This is a genomic window from Acidovorax sp. Root568, from assembly GCF_001427445.1.
Taxonomy (GTDB): Bacteria; Pseudomonadota; Gammaproteobacteria; order Burkholderiales; family Burkholderiaceae_C; genus Acidovorax; species Acidovorax delafieldii.
Genome location: NZ_LMGP01000001.1, coordinates 112,505 through 132,020 on the forward strand (window position 1 = coordinate 112,505; position 19,516 = coordinate 132,020).

General features: G+C 65.0%; 18 protein-coding genes. 6 read left to right on the plus strand and 12 right to left on the minus strand.

Annotated features, from left to right (window positions below; genetic code table 11):
- The first annotated feature begins 105 nt into the window (after positions 1–105).
- Positions 106–1,818, plus strand: coding sequence for a tannase/feruloyl esterase family alpha/beta hydrolase (locus ASD75_RS00525; protein ID WP_082564830.1), 1,713 nt, complete (start codon positions 106–108; stop codon positions 1,816–1,818).
- Positions 1,819–1,877: 59 nt separating this feature from the next.
- On the opposite strand, the gene ASD75_RS00530 is transcribed toward ASD75_RS00525, so the two are convergent.
- From ASD75_RS00530 to pobA, 5 genes are all read right to left on the minus strand, one after another.
- A complete protein-coding gene (locus ASD75_RS00530) occupies positions 1,878–2,327 on the minus strand; it encodes a carboxymuconolactone decarboxylase family protein (RefSeq protein ID WP_056742227.1) in 450 nt (149 codons plus the stop codon).
- A 466-nt stretch (positions 2,328–2,793) separates the two neighbouring features.
- Positions 2,794–3,687, minus strand: a complete 894-nt coding sequence (locus ASD75_RS23565; protein ID WP_156400918.1) for a hypothetical protein — start codon at positions 3,685–3,687, stop codon at positions 2,794–2,796.
- Positions 3,684–4,055, minus strand: a complete 372-nt coding sequence (locus tag ASD75_RS00540) for a hypothetical protein (protein WP_156400919.1) — start codon at positions 4,053–4,055, stop codon at positions 3,684–3,686. Before ASD75_RS00540 ends, ASD75_RS23565 begins: the two co-directional genes overlap by 4 nt.
- On the minus strand, positions 4,024–5,088 hold the full coding sequence (locus ASD75_RS00545; RefSeq protein WP_156400920.1) for a hypothetical protein: 1,065 nt from the start codon (positions 5,086–5,088) through the stop codon (positions 4,024–4,026). The genes ASD75_RS00540 and ASD75_RS00545 overlap by 32 nt, the downstream gene beginning before the upstream one ends.
- A gap of 1,096 nt (positions 5,089–6,184) precedes the next feature.
- Positions 6,185–7,357, minus strand: a complete 1,173-nt coding sequence (gene pobA, locus ASD75_RS00550) for a 4-hydroxybenzoate 3-monooxygenase (RefSeq protein ID WP_056742236.1) — start codon at positions 7,355–7,357, stop codon at positions 6,185–6,187.
- A gap of 103 nt (positions 7,358–7,460) precedes the next feature.
- Here pobA and ASD75_RS00555 point away from each other — a divergent pair, with 103 nt between their 5' ends.
- The 3 genes from ASD75_RS00555 (at position 7,461) to ASD75_RS00565 (ending at position 9,285) form a co-directional block, all read left to right on the plus strand.
- The gene (locus tag ASD75_RS00555) at positions 7,461–8,342 is read left to right on the plus strand and encodes a helix-turn-helix domain-containing protein (RefSeq protein WP_082564831.1); all 882 of its coding nucleotides are present in this window, start codon (positions 7,461–7,463) and stop codon (positions 8,340–8,342) included.
- A 99-nt stretch (positions 8,343–8,441) separates the two neighbouring features.
- Positions 8,442–8,819, plus strand: a complete 378-nt coding sequence (locus ASD75_RS00560; protein ID WP_056742240.1) for a VOC family protein — start codon at positions 8,442–8,444, stop codon at positions 8,817–8,819.
- A 37-nt stretch (positions 8,820–8,856) separates the two neighbouring features.
- Positions 8,857–9,285, plus strand: coding sequence for a VOC family protein (locus tag ASD75_RS00565; RefSeq protein ID WP_056742242.1), 429 nt, complete (start codon positions 8,857–8,859; stop codon positions 9,283–9,285).
- 9 nt (positions 9,286–9,294) lie between these two features.
- Here the strand turns inward: ASD75_RS00565 and ASD75_RS00570 are convergent, their stop codons facing one another.
- Complete coding sequence (locus ASD75_RS00570; RefSeq protein ID WP_056742245.1) at positions 9,295–9,744, minus strand: Lrp/AsnC family transcriptional regulator; 450 nt, start codon at positions 9,742–9,744, stop codon at positions 9,295–9,297.
- Between the two features lie 101 nt (positions 9,745–9,845).
- On the opposite strand from ASD75_RS00570, the gene ASD75_RS00575 reads away from it, so the two are divergent.
- On the plus strand, positions 9,846–10,466 hold the full coding sequence (locus ASD75_RS00575) for a LysE family translocator (RefSeq protein ID WP_056742247.1): 621 nt from the start codon (positions 9,846–9,848) through the stop codon (positions 10,464–10,466).
- A 102-nt stretch (positions 10,467–10,568) separates the two neighbouring features.
- Positions 10,569–11,108 carry an EVE domain-containing protein gene (locus ASD75_RS00580; RefSeq protein ID WP_235511509.1) on the plus strand — a complete coding sequence of 180 codons (540 nt, stop codon included), beginning with the start codon at positions 10,569–10,571 and terminating at the stop codon, positions 11,106–11,108.
- Between the two features lie 428 nt (positions 11,109–11,536).
- Here ASD75_RS00580 and ASD75_RS00590 read toward each other — a convergent pair whose 3' ends face one another.
- The 6 genes from ASD75_RS00590 to ASD75_RS00615 all read right to left on the minus strand — a co-directional run bounded on the left by ASD75_RS00590 (position 11,537) and on the right by ASD75_RS00615 (position 19,515).
- Positions 11,537–12,247, minus strand: a complete 711-nt coding sequence (locus ASD75_RS00590) for a hypothetical protein (protein ID WP_235511510.1) — start codon at positions 12,245–12,247, stop codon at positions 11,537–11,539.
- 162 nt (positions 12,248–12,409) lie between these two features.
- On the minus strand, positions 12,410–16,153 hold the full coding sequence (locus ASD75_RS00595; RefSeq protein ID WP_056742253.1) for a molybdopterin cofactor-binding domain-containing protein: 3,744 nt from the start codon (positions 16,151–16,153) through the stop codon (positions 12,410–12,412).
- A complete protein-coding gene (locus tag ASD75_RS00600; protein ID WP_056742254.1) occupies positions 16,150–16,656 on the minus strand; it encodes a (2Fe-2S)-binding protein in 507 nt (168 codons plus the stop codon). The genes ASD75_RS00595 and ASD75_RS00600 overlap by 4 nt, the downstream gene beginning before the upstream one ends.
- 21 nt (positions 16,657–16,677) lie before the next feature.
- Positions 16,678–17,850, minus strand: coding sequence for an ABC transporter substrate-binding protein (locus ASD75_RS00605; RefSeq protein ID WP_082564832.1), 1,173 nt, complete (start codon positions 17,848–17,850; stop codon positions 16,678–16,680).
- A gap of 120 nt (positions 17,851–17,970) precedes the next feature.
- The gene (gene pncA, locus ASD75_RS00610; RefSeq protein WP_056057733.1) at positions 17,971–18,696 is read right to left on the minus strand and encodes a bifunctional nicotinamidase/pyrazinamidase; all 726 of its coding nucleotides are present in this window, start codon (positions 18,694–18,696) and stop codon (positions 17,971–17,973) included.
- A gap of 75 nt (positions 18,697–18,771) precedes the next feature.
- Entirely contained in the window at positions 18,772–19,515 is a 744-nt protein-coding gene (locus ASD75_RS00615; RefSeq protein ID WP_056743121.1) for an ABC transporter ATP-binding protein, read from the minus strand.
- Position 19,516 lies beyond the last annotated feature (1 nt).

Below are 19,516 nucleotides of genomic sequence, written 5' to 3' on the forward strand. Positions count from 1 at the left end.
TCCATCTCCCACCCACAGCGTGTTGAGGCCACGTTGCGGGGTTCCCTGCGCCTCAAAAAAACCACTGGAGACAACACCATGCGCTTGAAGATGAGAAGAAACCGGATGCGTGCCCACCACCCCCTGGCGATCTCGGCGGCGGCTGCTGCCTTGCTCATGGGCTGTGGCGGCTCGTCCGACGCCGCCCTGCCCCAGCTCTCCGCCGCCACACCGGCCACCCTGCAGTCGTGCGCCACGCTGGCCAGCAGCCTGGCGTTGCCCGACACGCGCATCACCTCGGCCGAACAGGTGCCCGCAGGCCCAATCACCGTGCAGGGCGTGACCACCCAGGCGCCCGCGCACTGCCTCGTCAAAGGCAAGATGAAAGAGCGCACCGGCCCCGTGGACGGCGCCAGCTACGCCATCGGGTTTGAAATGCGCCTGCCCGTGGAGTGGAACGGCCGCTTTCTGCACCAGGCCAACGGCGGCCTGGACGGCAGCGTGGTCACCGCGCTGGGCTCGGTGAGCGGCGGCGCCCCCGTGGCGCCCGCCCTGGTGCAGGGCTTTGCGGTGCTCAGCTCTGACGCAGGCCACAGCGCACCCACGCCCTTCTTTGGCGTGGACCCGCAGGCCCGGCTGGACTACGGCTACCAGGCCGTGGGCACCCTCACCCCCATGGCCAAGAACCTCATCAAGAGCGCCTACGGCAGGGCGCCCGACCGCTCGTACCTGGCCGGCTGCTCCAACGGCGGCCGCCACGCCATGGTGGGCGCGTCGCGCTATGCCGAGCAGTACGACGGCATCCTGGCGGGCAACCCCGGCTTTCACCTGCCCAAGGCAGCCACCACCCAGCTGTGGAAGGCGCAGCAATACGCCAAGGTATCCACCAAGGACGCCAGCGGCCTGCCCGACCTGACCACCGCCGTGAGCCCGGCCGAGTTCAAACTCATCAGCAGCAAGATCGTCGCCAAGTGCGACGCGCTGGACGGCGTGGCCGACGGCCAGGTCAATGACGTGGCCGCCTGCCAGGCCGCCTTCAACCTGCAGACCGACGTGCCCACCTGCACCGGCGCCCGCGACGGCAGCTGCATCACCAGCGAGCAAAAGGGCGTGCTGGCCAGCATCTTTGCGGGTCCCAAGAACAGCAAGGGCGAAGCGCAGTACGCCGGCACTTGGTGGGACCCCGGCATTGCCGGCGCCAACTTTGCGTCGTGGCACTTTGGCGCCCCCGCCACGCGTGACGCCGGTGCAGTGGCCTTCATCTTCACCTCGCCCCCATCCAGCGTGGCCGCATTCACCGCCATCCCCGGCATGCAGTACGCGCTGAACTTCAGCATGGAGACGGACTACCCCAAGATGTTCGCCACCAACACCACCTACACCGAGTCGCCCTGGTCGTACATGACCCCGCCCAACGAGACGGACCTGAGCACCCTGAAGAACCGGGGCGCCAAGATGATCGTCTTCCACGGCGTGGCCGACGGCGTGTTCTCGCCCATGGACACCGCCAACTGGATGGACCGCCTGCAGGCCAACCACAGCGGCAAGGCCGACGCCTTTGCCCGCCTGTTCCTGGTGCCCGGCATGAACCACTGCTCCGGCGGCCCCGCCACCGACCAGTTCGACATGCTGGCCCCGCTGGTGGCCTGGGTAGAACAAGGCAAGGCACCCGACAGCGTGACGGCGAAAGTGCGCGGCGCGGGCGCCAATGTGGTCAACGCCGAGCTGCCCGCCAGCTGGTCCGCCAACCGCACCCGGCCGCTGTGTGTGTACCCGAAGGTGGCGCGCTACAACGGCACGGGGGATGTGGAGAGCGCAAGCAGTTTCAGCTGCAAGTAATCAGTTCAGCGCTTGAAAAGCGGGAAGCCCGGCGCAAGCCGGGCTTCCCTTTTTTCTTTTTACGCCTTGGCGCGAGGCTTCATGCGAAAGCTGACACCCATGCGGTTGATCGCATTCATGGTGGCAATCGTGAGCGTCAGGTCCACCAGGTCCTTCTCACCAAACACGGCCAGTGCGGCCGCATAGGCTTCATCGGAGGCATGCGTCTCGCTCACGCGGGTCACTTCCTCGGCCCAGGCCAGCGCAGCGCGCTCCTGCTCGGAGAACAGATACGCCGCCTCATGCCAGACAGGAACCAGCACCACCTTCTCCACAGACATGCCTTCGGCCAGCAGGTCGCGCGTGTGGATGTCGATGCAGTGCGCGCACCCGTTGATCTGTGACACGCGCAGGAAGACCAGGTGCGTCAGCAAGCTGGGCAGGCCCGTGCCCTGGGTGATGAAGTGGTGCAGCGTCCCCACGGCCTTGGCACCCTCGGGCGATACGTTGAACCAAACAGCGCGATTCATACAGCGGTTCCTTTACGTTGAATGTTGGGCGGAGGGCGATATCGGCCTCCTGCTCACAAGACGTGTGACGTGAGGGTGCTGTGACAGATGCTGAAGAAATGGATGCGGACGTCTCCGTGGTCATCTGGGTGGAATAAGGCAAGGCACTCGATAGCGCGACCGCCAAGAGACCGGCACGGGGGCCAACTTGGGGAATGCCGAACTGCCTACCAACTAGTCCGCCAACCGCACCCCGCCGCTGTGTGTATCCCAAGGTGGCACGTTACAACGGTGCGGGGGATGCGGAGAGTGCGAGTAGCTTTGGTTGCGATTGATGACAGACTCAAAGTGAGAAGCCCGGCGGGTGCCGAGCTCTTTGCATGAGGGGATGACTGGAAACGCTGCTCTATGCGGTTGCACCAGCTGACGAACCTTGATCAGAGATTGCGCAATTGAGTAGAAGAGGGTCGATTCAGAGACTGCTGAATCAAAAAAGACCCAACAGCCGGAGTGCGAAAATGACCGCTCCGGCCACAAGAAAAAACAATACTCCCTTAATCAAAGGCAAGCCGCCGAGCACGGACAAAAGCCACGGAGGAGTTGGACGAGCTGAGTCCCATGGAGACGGGGTGACATGCCCGTGCGCGATGAATGGTTTCCAGAACCTCTCAAAGTGCTCGTCTGTAAAAAAATCACTATGCCCGTAGTCAAAGAATCGGTCGGTAACGCGAGCCGTCTTAAATCCGAAGGAGCCGCTCTCCCCATAACCCCATGATGCGACACGAGCGAACACGGGCCAAACGTCACGGGTTCCAACTTCGTTTACGCATGTCTTATCTGTGAATTCGTGCGGCAATTGGTCCCACCGATAAGCTGCGGGAATGATCGAACCACATAGCAATAAGCGTTGGATTCGAATGTCAGGGGAGTCTTTGAGAATCCTCGAGATGACATAGGTACCAAAGCTGTGAGCCATGACGACCAGCTCACAGCCGGGGTTCAGTCTCTGCAAATCCCGGAGTTCGCGCGTAACGCGCTCTACCGCATGGCCTCGCCACGGGCCGAGGAATCGAACCACATCCATATAGCGGTATCCAATGGGTACGACCTTGACAGAATTCGGCGCCTCCAAGGCAGCACGCGCCTTTTCTTGCCAACCTGCAGCGGTTCGAATGCCGTGAAGTAGCGCGACGACAGTTAGCTTGGCCGCAGTCGCTGCAAGGTCCAAGCCGTTACAGAACAGGTCGAAGCCCACATCAAGTATTGAGTGTTGCTCTTTGGGATGTGCAGCCTTGTACCCACGAAAAGCACTCACCACCTCGTTGTCTGGAATACCGGAGAGAAATTCTTTGAGTCTTTGAAGTAAGTCTTCTGGCTTCATGGCGACTCTGCAACGTAGTACGTACGGAGGACGTCTGGAGTCACATCCATCCAAATGTCGCGATGATGGTCGTGCAGCCGTTCTGGCACTTCGTCGATCGACGCAAACTCGGCAACGCCGCCTCCAGCAGGCGACTCAACAACGATAACTCTACGTAGGATGTGCTCCGATAGGAGCAACGAAATCAGTACAGCGAGCTCGTGACTTGAGTCGATCTGACTAATCTTTTGGATGAACCGGGGCTCCAGTCGAAGTTTGCCCAGACGCTGTTGTGAGGCAGCATCTTCCAAATACTTCTCCACCAAGCGCAACGCCTTGGCATTGGAGGGGATTTGCTCAGTTATGTTCAAGAACTTGGCGGAGAACAAATTCGTACTCCTCTTCAGTTATTGCTGCAGTAACTGCAAACTCATTGTCTTCTCCGTTCAGAAGTACGTGAATTTCCTTCAAGGTTTCTTCCCCTTCCACGATCTTGAAGTACACGTTCGAATCGGAACAATAGGCGTTGTCAGCGTCGAATTCGGCCAAGCTTTTTGCGATGCGTTCGCTACCCGCCAAATCATCAGTGTTAACTGCTGTGTTAGCACGAAGTGTCATCCCTTCGTCGTCTCGAAGGGTGTAGGTCGAAAACTTCACTAGGCCTTGAAGTTCCGCTCGTTTCTCCCAGAGATTCTTCTTAAGGTCACCCAAAGAGACATCTTTAAACTCAGAACGCGGAAAAATTGATCGCAACCGATAGAAGAGTTGGGCCAGATCATCCTTGTACTGGGTCGAGTTATCGCGAGAAGCAATCCGGACTTCCAGCAAACCGTCTGCCCAAAGCCTTGCGACATTGATGGCTCTTTGATGCTCGTAACGGTACACCTTCGTGAGCGTCATAGCCGCAGTGTCATCCACCTGCGAGGTTAATTTCTTGGAAGTACGCTTTTCAATCTCCTTGATGGAGACTGACTTCACACCGTCGATCACTGCTGTTCTTACATCAACAAAGGTTGGCTGTTCAGGCAGGTCTACCACCAACGGGTCAAACCCGACCTCCGAAATATTGTTCTCAGCCAGTACCCGCTGAATGCGGTCGTCTGCAATCAGCAGCGCTGCCCGATCCGCGGGACACTTGAAAAGGAATACGTGTTGACGACCGAAACCTTCGGTACGACGAAGTAATTCCTGCAAATCGGCAAGAGAAATTTTGCCTTCGTCATATGCCGGCAGTACACGTTTCGTGCGCAACTCCTCCCAAGAGCCTGCCGAATGCTGAAGCCCTCGGCTCTTCAAAAAATCACGGACGACCGCAATGCTTGTTGCTCGTTCGATAAGCAAAAGCAGCAGGCTCAGCTTTTCGGCGCGCTCGACCATAGGCGTTAATGCGTCCAACGTTGCTGCCTCCACTTGTCCGGTCATCTCGAATCCCTCCCGCACTCTAAGTACAACCAATTGTGAATCATGATGCAACAAAGATCGTACACGGTGTTTCAGATTCACATTGCTACAGCGACGCCGCGCCGAGGCCAGATGTCGAACGGTTGTCTGCGCCTGGCCCGACAGACAGAACCCGCATACTATTGAAGGAGTTCAAGCTGGCTCGGCCCTCCATGGGCAGGGTAGGAGCTGCTGGAGAACCTGCCGCGCTGCGTGCTGAAGTGATAGGCCATGCATCCACTCAGAGCCGTCTCGCAGGAGAACAGATATGACAAGTCACTGCCCCGCAGTTTCTGATCGTAGAAAAGAGACTCGGGAAGCTACGTAGCACGATCACCATTCAACACAATGAGCGTTAGCCTTTACTACTAGGGCCAGAGCTTTCTCGGAATATTTTCAAGCTTGGCGCTGTTGCCGTTTCGGTAGCGAGCCAGGCCACCAAAGCGTAGTGCAGGTAGATATAGGTCCTGATGGCCCACACACCATAGCAGGGAATCAGCTGCCTACTCTGACGCACCCGGCTTGCGTTCAGCCGCCGTCTGCAATCTGCTCGCCTCTTCTTTCGCCTTCTTCCCTTGGTCGTGATGCCACTTGATGGCGTAGAACATGCAAGTGCCAAACACGAGCACCTTGAAGGTGATGAAGACTATTGGGACCCAATCCATTTTTAAGATTTTCCTGGCTGTTGGTTGGCACTGTCGGGCATGAAGTGCACTGCCTCAAAACGCTGCGTCGGCAGCTTCATCGTGTTCAAGCCATCGTCGATTTGCACACCGACACCACTGGGCCAATGATCTGAAAACTTGATGCGATGCTATCGGCCCCGCCGTGCGGGCGTAAGCATCAGTTCTGCCTAAATTTTGCGTAGCAGATGAATATTGCCGTGCAGGGCGGCTGCATGAAAAGCGGCGTTGGAATGAGGTTCGCATGGAGCCGCAGTGCGCAGGCCGTAGGGCGCGCCGCGTGAGCAGACGGAGCGCCGCTTGCACACAACGCCGACCGGGCACATACAAAAAAGGCCTGCATGAGAGAACCCCATGCAGGCCTTTGATTGGGTGTCAGTGCTATTGCTGGGTGACTAGAACGGCAACCCCACATAGTTCTCCGCCAGCGACCCCAGTGCCTTCTCGGACGAGAACAGGTACGCCAGATCCGTGTCCTGCAGCTTCTGGTCGTAGGCAATCGAATCCGGGAAGGTGTGCAGCATGGTCGTCATCCACCACGAGAAGCGCTGGGCCTTCCACACGCGGGCCAGGGCTTTTTCGGAGTATTTGTCGAGGCCGGTGCTGTCGCCATCCTTGTAGTGCGCCACCATGGCGTGGTACAGGTAGTAGATGTCGGACGCCGCGCTGTTCAGGCCCCGTGCGCCGGTGGGCGGCACGATGTGGGCGGCGTCACCCGCCAGGAACAGGTTGCCGTAGCGCATGGGCTCAGCCACGAAGGAGCGCAGGGGGGCGATGGACTTTTCGATGGATGGGCCGGTGGTGAGCTGTGCGGCCACCTCGGCGGGCAGGCGGCGTTTCAGCTCGGCCCAGAAGGCTTCGTCAGACCAGTCTTCCACGTTGTCGGTCAGCGGCACCTGGATGTAGTAGCGGCTCAGCACTTGCGAGCGCAGCGAGCACAGCGCAAAGCCGCGTTCGTGCTTGGCGTAGATCAGCTCGGGCGAGACGGGCTTGGTGCGCGAGAGCACGCCCAGCCAGCCGAAGGGGTAGACCTTTTCATACTCCTTGAGCACGTCGCGCGGGATGGACTTGCGGCTCACGCCGTGGAAGCCGTCGGCGCCGATGACGAAGTCGCAGTCGATGCGCACCACCTCGTCGCCACTGCGGTAGGTCACATACGGGTTGGCGCTTTTCAGGTCGTGCGGCTGCACGTCTTCGGCGTTGTGGATGACGACGCCCTTCATGCGGTCGCGCGCTTCATACAGGTCGCGCGTCAGCTCGGTCTGGCCGTAGACCACTACGGAGCTGCCGCCGCTGTACTTGTGCAAATCGACCCGGTCCATCTTGCCGTCGTGGGCAATGATGAAGCCGTCGTGGATCTCGCCTTCACGGTCCATGCGCTCGCCGCATTGGGCCTCGCGCATGAGTGCGGCAAAGCCGTGCTCCAGCACGCCGGCGCGAATGCGGCCCAGCACGTACTCGCGGCTTTGGCGCTCCAGCACGATGGTGTCGATGCCCTTGAGGTGCAAGAGCTGCGAGAGCATGAGGCCCGAGGGGCCTCCGCCAATGATGCAAACCTGGGTTTTCATAGCGTCTCCAGTAGTGGTTGGTGTGTTCATGACATGGGTCAAACGGACCACCCAAAGATACGTGGCACAGTCGCCGCGTTGAATGGACGGATGGAGCCAGAACATGCACTTTTCGAACATCGGAACCATCCACTCGTACAGCCTGTTCGGCGAGTCGCAGCACCTGCCCGATGTGCTGCACTGCGAGACGATTGCCGAGCGATCGGCGCTGCACGACTGGGAGCTGGCACCGCACCGGCACACGCGGCTGCACCAGGTGCTGCTGATCACCTCGGGCGGGGGCGTGGCGCACCTGGATGGCGAGCGGATTGCGCTGTTTGCAGGCGCGCTCATCAACGTGCCGCAGGGGCATGTGCACGCATTCCGCTTCACGCAGCACACGCAGGGCTGGGTGGCCACGCTGGCGGATGAATTGATGGACGAGATTTTTGTGCGCGTGGGCGATGTGCGCCGCGACCTGGCGCGACCCGCCGTGGCGCCTGCGCCGCCACAGCTGCACCAGGCCATGGGCCAGGTCTGGCAGGAGTTCTCGGGCCGTGCCAAGGCGCGTGCGCTGGTGCTGCGGGGCCTGAGCGCCACGCTGCTGGGCTGGGTGGCGCGCGCGATGGAAGACCACAGCCCGGACGACACCCACGCGCCAGAGTCCAGCCTGGTGCAGCGGCTGGAGGCGCTGATCGAGGCGCATTTTCTGGAGCACTGGCAGGTGGCCGACTACGCGCGGGCGCTGGCCGTGTCGCCCACGCACCTGAGCCGCCTGGCGCGGGCTGCCACGGGCGTGTCGGCCCAGCGGCTGATTGAGGCGCGGCTGATGCGCGAGGCGCGGCGCAACCTGGCCTACACCCACCTGGGCGTGGCCACCATTGCCTACACGCTGGGCTATGCCGACCCGGCGTACTTCACCCGCGCCTTCACGCGCGATGCGGGGCTGTCACCGCGTGCGTTTCGGGCGCAGGTGGCGGCGTCGGCGCCCGCTCCGGCAATGTGATGCGGGGTGACAGGCTGCTGACACGCCGCTGTCAGCAGCCCCCGCTCACCATCGGGGCTTCTTTCTTTCCATCACCCGTTAAACGACAAGGAGCCTTTCATGAAAAACGCCATCGCCTGGTTTGAAATCCCCACCACCCAGCTGGACCGCGCCCAGGCCTTTTACGAGGCCGTGCTGGGCCAGCCCATGCGCCGCGAGAACATGGGCCCGAGCGAAGGCGCCGTGTTTGCCTACGACCCCGAAGCCGATGGCGCGGGCGGTGCGCTGATGATGGGCCCCACGGCGCCCCAGGTGTCGGGCAACGGCACGCTGGTGTACCTGGACGCATCGCCCTCGCTCGACGCAGCGCTGGAGCGCGCGGTGGCCCAAGGCGGCCGCGTGGCCCTGCCGCGCCAGGCGCTGCCGCCGGGCATGGGGTTCTTTGCGCACATCCATGACCTGGATGGCAACCGTGTCGGGCTGCATGCGCCCGATTGAGCCCTGGCACCGATCCCTCTCACCAAAAGGAGCCCCCATGGAAACACAGGAACTGCACCGAGGCCGGCTGATCGACCACATCCAGCTCGTCGTGCGCGACCTCGCCGCCAGCCGCAGGTTCTACGCGGCCGTGTTCGACGCACTGAACGTGCCCATGGGCGGCACTACCGAGGACTACTTCTGGGCGGATGAGCTGTTTGTCTCCACCGCCGACAGCGTGGCCGCGCAGGGGCACCTGACAGGCCGGCACCACCTGGCCTTTCAGGCGCAGGACCGGGCGATGGTGGATGCGTTCTACAAGGCGGCCCTGGCCCATGGCGGCAAGGACAACGGCGCACCGGGTGAACGCGCCTACCACCCCGGCTACTACGCCGCGTTTGTGCTGGACCCGGATGGCAACAACATCGAGGCCGTGTTCCATGGCGACGCGCAGCGCAGTGCGGCGTCGGTGAAGATCACGTTCTGAACATGTGAATCAGCCCGCCTCCGGGCGGGTCAGGCCGCGCAGCGGGATGGGCGTGGAGAACACGATGGACGTGCGCGTTTCGCCATAGCCGTTGATGTCGCCCAGAAAGCGCTCCAGATCGGGCAGGTCGCGCGCTACGACCTGCATCACGTACGAGTCGTTGCCGCTGACGTGGTGGCATTCGAGCACCTGGGGCGACTGGCGCAGCTTGTCGATCAGCGCCTTCTTGCCGGGCTGCGGCACGTTGATCCCCACCACGGCGCGCACGCCGTAGCCGACCTTGGCGGGGTCGATGTCAGCATGCACGCCGCGCACCACGCCCGCGTCTTGCAGGCGGCGCAGGCGCTCCAGCGTGGCGGGCACCGACAGGCCCACGGCCTCGGCCAGTTCCTTGAGCGAAGCGCGGCCATCGGCCTGCAGCGCGCTGATCAGGCGCCAGGCTTTGTCATCGATATCCATACAAGCCTTTATCGATTGGCACAGAAAAAAGCGAAACCCAATGCGGAATTCGCCGAATTTTCTGCATTTTCTACCGCCCACCGCCGCCCTAGCATCGGTGCATGGACTTCACTTCAATCACCGTGTTTCTGCAAGCCGCCGTCATCGGCGTGCTCATTGCGGCCCCCGTGGGCCCCATCGGCCTGTTGACCATGCAACGCACCCTGGAGCGGGGCCTGGCAGCCGGGCTGGCCACGGGCCTGGGCGCCGCTGCGGCCGATGCGGTGTATGGCGCCGTGGGCGCTTTCAGCGTGCGCTGGCTCATCGACGGGCTGACGCAGGCCAAGACGCCGCTGGCACTGGGCGGCGGCGCACTGCTGCTGGTGCTGGCCTGGCGCACCTGGCACGCGCCGGTGGCCCACAACGCCGCCCCGGCCCGCGACGCGCGGGGGCTGCTGGGCCTGGCGGCGGGCACGTTCGCGCTGACGCTGGCCAACCCGGCCACCATCGTGTCGTTCATTGCGGTGTTTGGCTCGCTGGGTGGCGGCCGGCCCAGCCTGCCGTCGCCGCTGTGGATGGTGGCGGGCGTGCTGGTGGGCTCTGCCGCCTGGTGGCTGCTGCTGACCGGCGCGATTGCCTACCAGCGCCAGCGCTTCACGCCCGCCTGGCGGCAGCGCATCAACCGGGCCTCGGCCCTGCTGCTGGGCGGGTTTGCACTGTGGCAGTGGGGGCAGCTGGTCTGAGAACCCGCGCGCTGCTGACAGGGATGCTGCAAAGGTACTGACACTGCGGTGTCAGCAGCACGCCCGCACCATCGGTGGCTTCTTTGATCCGGAGCTTTTCTCATGACCGACGCCGTGCTGCAACACCCTCTTTGGCCGGATGCCGAGCCTGCGCGCAACGACATGCCCCTGTCGGCAGCGACCTCTGCGGCCGCCACGCGCCGCAACTGGATCGCCGTGGCCTGCGCCCAGCATGCCCGCCGGGGCTGTGCCACGCCAGGCGCGGGCTACATGCAGGTGTGCCATGGCAAGGTGGCGCCGCTGCAGCGCATACGCCCCGGAGACCGCGTGGCGTACTACGCGCCGACGGTGACCATGGGGGGCAAGGACCGGCTGCAGGCGTTTGTCTCCATCGGCATCGTGTTGCCGGGAGCGCCGTATGCGTTTGACATGGGCGGCGGGTTTGTGCCGTCGCGGCGGGACGTGGCCTATGTGCCTACGCGCGAGGCGGCGATTGCGCCGCTGCTGGACGCGCTGGAGTTTGTGGACGACCGCCAGCGCTGGGGCAGCAAGTTCCGGTTTGGGCTGTTTGCCGTGAGCGACCACGACATGCGCCTGATTGCGCAGGCGATGCAGGCCGAACTGCAGTTACTACATTTTTGATAGCTATTCAGGCAATCAGCACTAGCGCATCCGGCCCAAAAGGCTTCAAACGGATCGCGAACAGCCCCGTGGGGCCTCCGAACAGCCCGCGGGCAGCTGTCAGCACACCGCCATCAGTGTGTCCACCACCCGGCGTTGGGCGGCGGTCAGGGCGGTATAGCCTTCACGCAGCAGTCGCAGCACGATCGCGTGGATTTCAATTTCGCTAGCGGGCATGGTTTTCTCCTTGAACGGCAACAGTGGGCGGCCGCCGCAGGGGCTGGCCGATGACATGGGCGCCAGCCACGACAAAAAGAGGCGGGCGACCGGGCCTGCCCCACCATGGACCAAGCCCCGATGCCACTGTGCCGAGGAGGCGGCGCAGGCGGTAGCGCAATAAACGGGGAAGTTCGCGGGCTTTTTGGCACGCCGCTCTGCAGCCAAAAAGCCTAAGGCGAGGTGGCTCCGGGCACGTAGGCGTCAATGACCGGCGGCTCGCTGTCCCCCGCAGCGGTGCGGGCCAGCTTGAACCAGGTCCAGGTCTCCACATCAGGTGCGTCGTAGCTGCCGTAGGACTGCCCGCCCCACGAGAAGTACGAGCCCTTGTTGCCCGTGCTGACGGTGCGCTTGCCCACGGCCAGCCCGCCATCCTTGAGCAGCGCCAGCCTGAACCCTTGCAGCACGCCCGAGGCCCCAGGCTCTTTGTCCGGCGACACGGTCTGCGGGACCAGGTCGAGCATGCCGGAGCTGCAGCGGGCCTGCGCGCCGCCGTAGGTGACCAGGCTCCACTGCCGGGTGAGCGAGGTGCGCACGTTGCGCGCGCGGTTGACGGTGCGCGTGCGCAGGGTGGTTTCGCCGCGCTGCTGCTGCACCCAGACCTGCATCTCGGCCGAGCCGGTGAAAAACGGCAGGCTGCCCCGCACACCCGCAGGCTCCACCGGCGGCCAGGCGTACACCCCTTGCAGGGACGGGCAGCCGAACCAGCTGCTCTGCACAGGGCCAAACGCCGGGGGCGGCTTGGGCGACCCCTGCACATCCGGCCCGCAGGCCGTGAGGGCCAGGCAACACAGGGCCAGCGTTGCGGCGCCGCCGATGCGCTGCACGCGCCGGTGCGGGGTGCGCAAAGCGCTGTGCGATGGCAAGGGAGCGGCAGCTGTCATGGTGTCAGGGCGGTGGTGCAGCCCGATTGTCGGGCCGAACACTGCACCTACGGTCGCTCTATTTTTGATAGCGGCTTGTGCATATTCCACTAGCGCCTCAGCACCAAAAGGCTCCAAAACCGTGTTGACGATCGCCCAGAGGGGGTCTGCGAGATCGCCAGTCTACGGATGTGCAGGCCCCGCCCGCACGCGGGCCAGCGCCTCGGGCACATCGCGCCACGCCGGGCGGCCGGGGGCGTAGCGCTGGCGCATGTAGCCCGCCAGCTCGGTGATCTGCGCGTCGCTGAGCGCGTGGCCAAAGCCGGGCATGAAGCCGATGTCCCGCGCGGCGGGCTCGCGGATGCCGTGCACGATGACCTGCAGCAGGTTGTCGGGCCGGTCGCTGTGCAGGTTGCTGTTGAGCGCCAGGGGCACGTTCACGCCCAGCAGGCGCGGCCCATCGCCGTCGTGGTGGCAGGCGGCGCAGGCACCGTCGAACAGGCGCTGGGCCTGGCCGGGCTGCGGGGCCAGCGCAGCGGCCTGGGCCACAGCGGCTTGGGCGCGCTGCTGGGGGTCAGGCACAGGCAGGGTGGCTGGCTGGGTAGCCGCATCCGTCGCGGTGAACGAGGCCAGGTAGCCCGCCATGGCGCGGATGTCTTCGTCCGGCAAGTGGGCCAGCTCGCGCACCACAGGCGCCATGGGGCCGGAGGCGCTGCCGTGCTGCGGGCTGTGGCCGTGGCGCAGGTAGCCATACAACGCATCGGCCGTCCAGGGCACGGGCGCCTTCGACAGGCCGGTGAGCGCAGGCGCCTCCCAGCCATCCACCATGGTGCCCGAGAGGAACACAGCCCCGCCCAGCTCGGCCCCCAGCGCATTGCGCGGCGTGTGGCAGGCGCCGCAGTGGCCCACGCCCTGCACCAGGTAGGCGCCCCGATTCCATTCGGGCGGGCGGGTCGGGTCGGGCTTGAACGGGGTCGCGTCGTGGAACAGCGCGTTCCAGCCCGCCATGAGCGGGCGCACGCTGAACGGGAAGGCCAGCTCTGTCTTCGGCACCTCGGCCCGCACGGCGGGCTGCGCCATGAGGTAGGCGTACAGCGCGGTGAGGTCGTCGTCGCTCATCTTGGCGAACGAGGTGTAGGGGAACGCGGGGTACAGGTGCTTGCCGTCGCGCGAGATGCCTTCGCGCATGGCGCGCTGGAAGGCGCTGAAGGACCACTGGCCGATGCCGGTCTCGGCGTCGGGCGTGAGGTTGGTGGTGTAGACCTTGCCGAATGGCGTTTCCATGGCGCGGCCACCCGTGTTGGGCGTGCCGCCCGGGGCGGTGTGGCACACCACGCAGTCGCCCGCAGCGGCCAGCAGGCGGCCCCGCTCGATGGTGGCAGCGTTGTAGACCGAGGCCCCTGCCGTCTGCACCACGGGCGCGATGGAGGGGCGCCAACCCAGCAGCGCCGCGCCCATGGCGATGCCACCGGCGACGAGAGCCAGGGCGCGCGCCCAGGGGCTGCGCTGGGTGGGCCATGTGGCGCTGGCGGGCACGGTGGGTGCGGGCAGCTCCAGCGTGGGCAATACCTCGGCCTGCTCAGTGGGTGCGGTGCTGCCTGCAGCCGCCTCGCCTGCGCCACCGGGCAAGGGGTTGAGCCCGGCACGCACCACCTCGGGCGTGAACGGCGGCGCGCGAAAGCGCACGCCCGTGGCGTCAAAAATTGCATTGGCAATGGCCGCCGTGCCCGGCACAGACGACGACTCGCCGGAGCCCAGCGGCGCCTCGTCCTGCCGGGGCATGTGCATGACCTCGATGACCGGCACCTCGCGGAAGCTCAGGATGGGGTAGCTGCCCCACTCGCGGTTGTCCACGGCCTGCTTGACGGGCTCGAACGTCACCTGCTCCTTGAGCGCGCGGCTGGTGGTCTGCAGCACGTTGCCGTGCACCTGCTGCTCCACACCGGCGGGGTTCACCATCAGGCCCGCATCGTGCCCCACGACCACGCGGCGCACATGCACCTCGCCGGTCTTCTTGTTGACCTCCACATCGGCCACCCAGGCGGCCCAGGCGGCGCCAAAGCCGGGCCATTTGCTGTGGATGTAGCGGGCATAGGCAAAGCCCTGGCCTTGCACCCAATCCCCATCCAAGGGGCGCTGCTGGGGGCCGGTGCGGCGAATCCAGCCCGCCTTTTCGGCCGTGGCCTGCACCAGCTCGGCGGCGCGCGGGTCGTTCAGCAGCTGCAGGCGAAACTGCACCGGGTCCACACCCGCAGCAGTAGCCAGTTCGTCCACATACGACTCGTGCGCAAACGAGTTGGGCAGGGCCGACACGCCGCGCAGCCACGACGCGCGCACGATGGGCGGCATGTCGTTGACGGCCACGCGCAGGTTGTCGTACTGGTAGGGCGGGCGCGCGGTGCGGTCGCCCATCTCATAGGCCTGGGCCACGGGCTCGATGGTGCGGGTGAGCAGCAGGGCCAGCGTGGGGGCGCCGTTGGAGGGGTAGGACGTTTCAAAGTCGTACGCCGCTACGGAGCCATCGGCCTTGAGCCCGCCGCGCACCTGCATGAGCTGCGCCGTGCCCTTGGGCTCCCACAAATGCTCCTGCTCGCGCGTGAGCTGCACGCGCACCGGGGCGCCCACGGCGCGCGACAGCAGCGCGGCATCTGCCGCCACATCGTCGGCACCGTTGCGGCCATAGCAGCCTGCGGCCTCCATGCGGATGAGGTCGATGTCCACATCGGCCAAGCCCATCAGGCGGGCCAGGTCGGCGCGCAGCACATGGGGGTTCTGCGTGCCCGCCCACACCGCCATGCGCGGGCGGCCTGTGCTGTCATCACTGCGCCATTCGGCCACCGCGCACGACGGGCCGATGGAGCCATGCATCTGGTACGGCCACATATAGGTGCGCGGCATGGGCTGGCCGTCGGCAGACAGCGCGGCCAAGGCGCCCTCCACATCGCCTTCGTCCACCAGGCGGCGCCGCGTGGCGGGGTTGGCGCGGATGGCTTGTTCCAGCGCCTCGGCGCTGTCCTGGCGCGGGAAGCCTGGCCAGTCCTTCCAGCGCACTTTCAGCTCGCGCAGCGCCTGCTCGGCCTGTTCCTCGCGCTCGGCGACGATGCCCACAAAGTCGCGGATCACCACCACGGCGCGGATGCCGGGGATGTGGGCGATGGACTGCTGGTCCACCGATTCGAGCGTGTTGCCGATGAAGTCGCCATGGTCGGCCCCCGCATACGGCGGGCGCACCACGCGGCCGTGCAGCATGCCGGGCACGCGCATGTCGTGCACAAACACCAGCTCGCCGCTGACCTTGGCGGGGATGTCCACGCGCGGCACGGACTGGCCGACCACGGTGTAATCGGCGGCGGCCTTGGTGGTCGTGGCATCCACCAGCTCCAGCGTGGTGTGTGCGCCCGCCAGCAGCGCGCCGTAGGCCACTTGGCGCGACGGGTCTGCAGTGACCTGCACCACACCGGCACGCACCTGCAATTGATCCACCGGCACGCCCAATCGCTCTGCGGCCTGGGCCGCCAGCCAGTGGCGCGCCTGCGCGGCAGCGGTGCGCAGGGGCTTGGCGTGGATCTGGATGGACGCACTCGCGATGGTGGCGCCCTGGTTGGGCGCGCGCGTGGTGTCGCCCAGCACCATGTTCACCTGCGCCAGCGGCACGTCCAGCTCTTCGGCCACGATCTGCGCGAGTGCGGTGCGGATGCCCGTGCCCAGGTCCACATGGCCGTTGAGTGCGGTCACGCTGCCGTCGTCCCACACGGCGATCAGTATCTCCACGCCCTCGGCCGGGTTGCCCGCCACGAGCGCGGGCTGGCCCTTGACGGGCGGTGGTGCGGGCGGTGGGTTGCGCACCACCAGCAGCACGCCCTGGGCGGCACGGAAGTCGGCGCGGGTGAGCGGGCTGTGGGCGCGCAGGGATGGAGGCGTGTTCATGCCTGGGCCTCGCGCATCAGCACTGCCGCGCGCAGCACGGCGCGGATGATTTCGACATGCGTGCCGCAGCGGCACAGGTTGCCCGACAGCTCGCGGCGCACGGCCGCTTCGTCGGGGTCAGGATTGCGCTCCAGCAAGGCCACGGCCATCATCACCATGCCGCTCAGGCAATAGCCGCATTGCGCGGCCTGTTCATCCACAAAGGCCTGCTGCACCGGGTGAAGTCCTGCGGTGCGGCTGCAGCGCCCGGGCAGCCCTTCCAGCGTGGTCACCTCGCGGCCCGCCACGCCATGCGCCGGGATCACGCAGGCCCGCGCGGCAATCCCATCCACCAGCACCGTGCACGCCCCGCACTGCCCCAGGCCACAGCCGTACTTGGGGCCGTTGAGCGACAGGTCGTTGCGCAGCACGTGCAGCAACGTGGCGCTGGCCAAAGTGCTTTGCGGCAGGGCAAACGGCTGGCCATTGACGACGACCGGGGAGGGTGAAGCGGGCGCGTGCATGTCTCGGTGGGTTGTTCTCAGTCAGCGTCGCAGCGACCCGCTGCGCGTGTACATCTCCAGGTCCACAAAGTTGGAGCCATTGTGGTTGTTCGGGCCGTACTGCAGCGGAAAGTCGCCGATCTTGGTGGTGCCCATGTCTTCCATGGCCTTGATGAAGCCTTCACGCGTGAGCGCTTTGCCTGCACGCTTGAGGCCCTCCACAAACACGCGCGCGGCGATATAGCCCTCCAGCATGGTGTAGCTGTCGATCTTTTCGCCTGCATCCGCGCGGTCCTTGCGGTAGTCGGCCACGATGGCCAGGCGGCTGGCCTGCGGCGAGGGCACGATGCTGGCCGTGACCAGCCCTTCGATGCCGCCGTTCAGGCGCTGGGCAGACCCCGGTGCATCGGTGATGCCCACCGAGATGGTGTACAGCGGCGACGCCGCGCCCGCCGCCCGGTAGTCCCGCAGGAACACCTCCACCATCTTGCCCGCCATGATCATCACCACCGCGCCCGGCTGGGCCTTGGTGAGCTGCGCCACCTGGGGCTTGGCGTCGGTGGCTGCGATCTCCATGGGCACGGAATCGACCACCTTGACCTTCAGGCCCTGGGCGATCTGCAGGCAGGTGTCGAGGTTGGATTTGCCAAACGCGCTGTTCTGGTAGATGACAGCGATGTTGTTGATGCCCAGCGTGGCGAGGTGGCCCACGATCTTGCGCAGCTCGGTCTCGTAGCTGGCGCGCACGTGGAACAGGTAGCGGTTGTGCGTGGTGCGAAACGAGGTGGTGCCCACCAGCGGCGCGAACATGGGCACGCCCGCCTTCTCTGCCAGGGGCATGGCGGCGATAAGATTGCCGGTGGCCACATAGCCGATCAGGGCGAAGACCTTGTCTTCGTCAATGAGCTTGGCCGTGTTCTCGGCGGTCTTCTTGGGCTCGTACGCGTCATCGTGCGACACCAGCTCCAGCGTGCGCCCCTGCACGCCGCCGGTCTTGTTCACCTTGTCGAACGCCAGCGCAATGCCCGCCTTGTAGTCCACCCCGAAATCCTTGGCCGGGCCGGTGAACACGGCCGACTGCCCCACCTTGATGCGGGTGTCCGTCACCCCGGTCTCGGCAGCAGCCGGGCCCGCGGCCCCCAGAGCAGCGGCGGCCAGGGCCGTCAGCACCACACGGCGGTCGATGCTGCCCTCCTCCATCCCACGACATTTCATGAAACGCTCCTTACATCAAAGGCGCAAGTTTCCCTGCAAGCGGAGCGGCTGCGCAACCATTTCTGCGGGGTGTTGTGAATCCGTCAAACCCCGGCGCCGAAGCACCGGGGCGGTGCGCCGTCAGGCGACATCGATGTCGCTGGACTGGATGCGTTTGACGCCCTTGGCCTTCATGTTTTTCCAGGCAGCGTCGAGCGATCCGTTGAGGTCGATGGCGCGGGTCGCATCTTCGACCACATAGGTTTCGAAGCCCAGGCGTTTGGCGTCGAGCGCCGTCCACGCCACGCAGAAGTCGGTGGCCAGGCCCGTGACAAACACGGTCTTGATGCCACGCTGCTTGAGGTAGCCCGCCAGGCCGGTAGAGGTCTTGCGGTCGGCCTCTTCAAAGGCCGAGTAGCTGTCCACATGCTGGTGAAAGCCCTTGCGCAGGATGACCTGGGCCTTGGGCACCTGGAGGTCCTTGTGCAGGGCGGCATCGTCGGTGCCCTGCACGCAATGGTCGGGCCACAGCACCTGCTGGCCGTAACTCAGCTTGGTGGTTTCAAACGGCTTCTTGCCCGCGTGAGCACTGGCAAAAGAGGCGTGGCCCTGGGTGTGCCAGTCCTGCGTGACCACCACGTTTTCAAACGCTGTAGCAATGCGGTTGATGACGGGCACCACCTCATCCCCCTTGGCCACGGGCAGCGTGCCGCCCGGGACAAAACAGTTCTGCACATCGACCACGATGAGCGCCGCTCGCTCACCGGGTTTGATCTTGCCTGCCGCCCAGCTGGCGGGGAAGCTGGCCCCGGCCACGGTAAGCGCGGCCGATTGAAGAAGAAAGCGACGACGTTGCGCAGTTTGCATGGTGAACACTCCGGTTGGGAACGCACTGACACATCGGCCATGGCCCGGTAGGACCAGGGCCGGGGAACTTCTGCTTCACACGCTGAGGTAGGCGCGCCGCACCTCTTCGTTGGCGGCCAGCTCTTCCATGCTCGCCTGGTAACGGATCTGGCCCTTTTCGAGCACATAGGCGCGGTCGGAGACCAACTCGGCAAAGTGCATGTTCTGCTCCGACAGCAGGATGCTCACACCCTGCTCTTTCAGCTCCAGGATCATGTGCGCCATCTGCTCCACGATGACAGGCGCCACACCTTCAGAGGGCTCGTCCAGCAGCACCAGATAGGGGTTGCCCATGAGCGTGCGGGCCACGGTGAGCATTTGCTGTTCGCCGCCGCTCATGCGGCCGCCCGGGCGCTGGGGCATCTCACCCAGGTTGGGGAAGAGCTTGAACAGGCGCTCGGGCGTCCACACCGGGGCGGCTGTGCCATCGGGCCAGGTGCGGGCGGGTTGGCGGCCCACTTCCAGGTTCTCCATCACCGTGAGGTCGGTGAACACGCGGCGGTCTTCCGGCACAAAGCCCAAGCCCAGGCGGGCAGCGTCGTGCGGGTCGGTTCTGGACAGGTCCTTGCCCATGAACTGGATACTGCCCTTGCGCTTGGCCAGCATGCCCATCAGCGTCTTGAGCGTGGTGGACTTGCCTGCGCCGTTGCGGCCCATCAAGGCCACGACTTCGCCCCGGCGCACGTCCAGATCCACGTCGTACAGGATTTGCGCGGCACCGTACCAGGCCTGCAGGCCCTTAGCCTGGAGCAGCAGTTCTTTGGGGTTGTGGGTCGTCATG

Excerpts from the sequence above, each read along its gene's own strand:
- ASD75_RS00525 (WP_082564830.1), top strand. The coding sequence starts at position 106 with ATGCGTGCCCACCACCCCCTGGCGATCTCGGCGGCGGCTGCTGCCTTG.
- ASD75_RS00530 (WP_056742227.1), bottom strand. The coding sequence starts at position 2,327 with ATGAATCGCGCTGTTTGGTTCAACGTATCGCCCGAGGGTGCCAAGGCC.
- ASD75_RS23565 (WP_156400918.1), bottom strand. The coding sequence starts at position 3,687 with ATGAAGCCAGAAGACTTACTTCAAAGACTCAAAGAATTTCTCTCCGGT.
- ASD75_RS00545 (WP_156400920.1), bottom strand. The coding sequence starts at position 5,088 with ATGACCGGACAAGTGGAGGCAGCAACGTTGGACGCATTAACGCCTATG.
- pobA (WP_056742236.1), bottom strand. The coding sequence starts at position 7,357 with ATGAAAACCCAGGTTTGCATCATTGGCGGAGGCCCCTCGGGCCTCATG.
- ASD75_RS00555 (WP_082564831.1), top strand. The coding sequence starts at position 7,461 with ATGCACTTTTCGAACATCGGAACCATCCACTCGTACAGCCTGTTCGGC.
- ASD75_RS00560 (WP_056742240.1), top strand. The coding sequence starts at position 8,442 with ATGAAAAACGCCATCGCCTGGTTTGAAATCCCCACCACCCAGCTGGAC.
- ASD75_RS00565 (WP_056742242.1), top strand. The coding sequence starts at position 8,857 with ATGGAAACACAGGAACTGCACCGAGGCCGGCTGATCGACCACATCCAG.
- ASD75_RS00570 (WP_056742245.1), bottom strand. The coding sequence starts at position 9,744 with ATGGATATCGATGACAAAGCCTGGCGCCTGATCAGCGCGCTGCAGGCC.
- ASD75_RS00575 (WP_056742247.1), top strand. The coding sequence starts at position 9,846 with ATGGACTTCACTTCAATCACCGTGTTTCTGCAAGCCGCCGTCATCGGC.
- ASD75_RS00580 (WP_235511509.1), top strand. The coding sequence starts at position 10,569 with ATGACCGACGCCGTGCTGCAACACCCTCTTTGGCCGGATGCCGAGCCT.
- ASD75_RS00590 (WP_235511510.1), bottom strand. The coding sequence starts at position 12,247 with ATGACAGCTGCCGCTCCCTTGCCATCGCACAGCGCTTTGCGCACCCCG.
- ASD75_RS00595 (WP_056742253.1), bottom strand. The coding sequence starts at position 16,153 with ATGAACACGCCTCCATCCCTGCGCGCCCACAGCCCGCTCACCCGCGCC.
- ASD75_RS00600 (WP_056742254.1), bottom strand. The coding sequence starts at position 16,656 with ATGCACGCGCCCGCTTCACCCTCCCCGGTCGTCGTCAATGGCCAGCCG.
- ASD75_RS00605 (WP_082564832.1), bottom strand. The coding sequence starts at position 17,850 with ATGAAATGTCGTGGGATGGAGGAGGGCAGCATCGACCGCCGTGTGGTG.
- pncA (WP_056057733.1), bottom strand. The coding sequence starts at position 18,696 with ATGCAAACTGCGCAACGTCGTCGCTTTCTTCTTCAATCGGCCGCGCTT.
- ASD75_RS00615 (WP_056743121.1), bottom strand. The coding sequence starts at position 19,515 with ATGACGACCCACAACCCCAAAGAACTGCTGCTCCAGGCTAAGGGCCTG.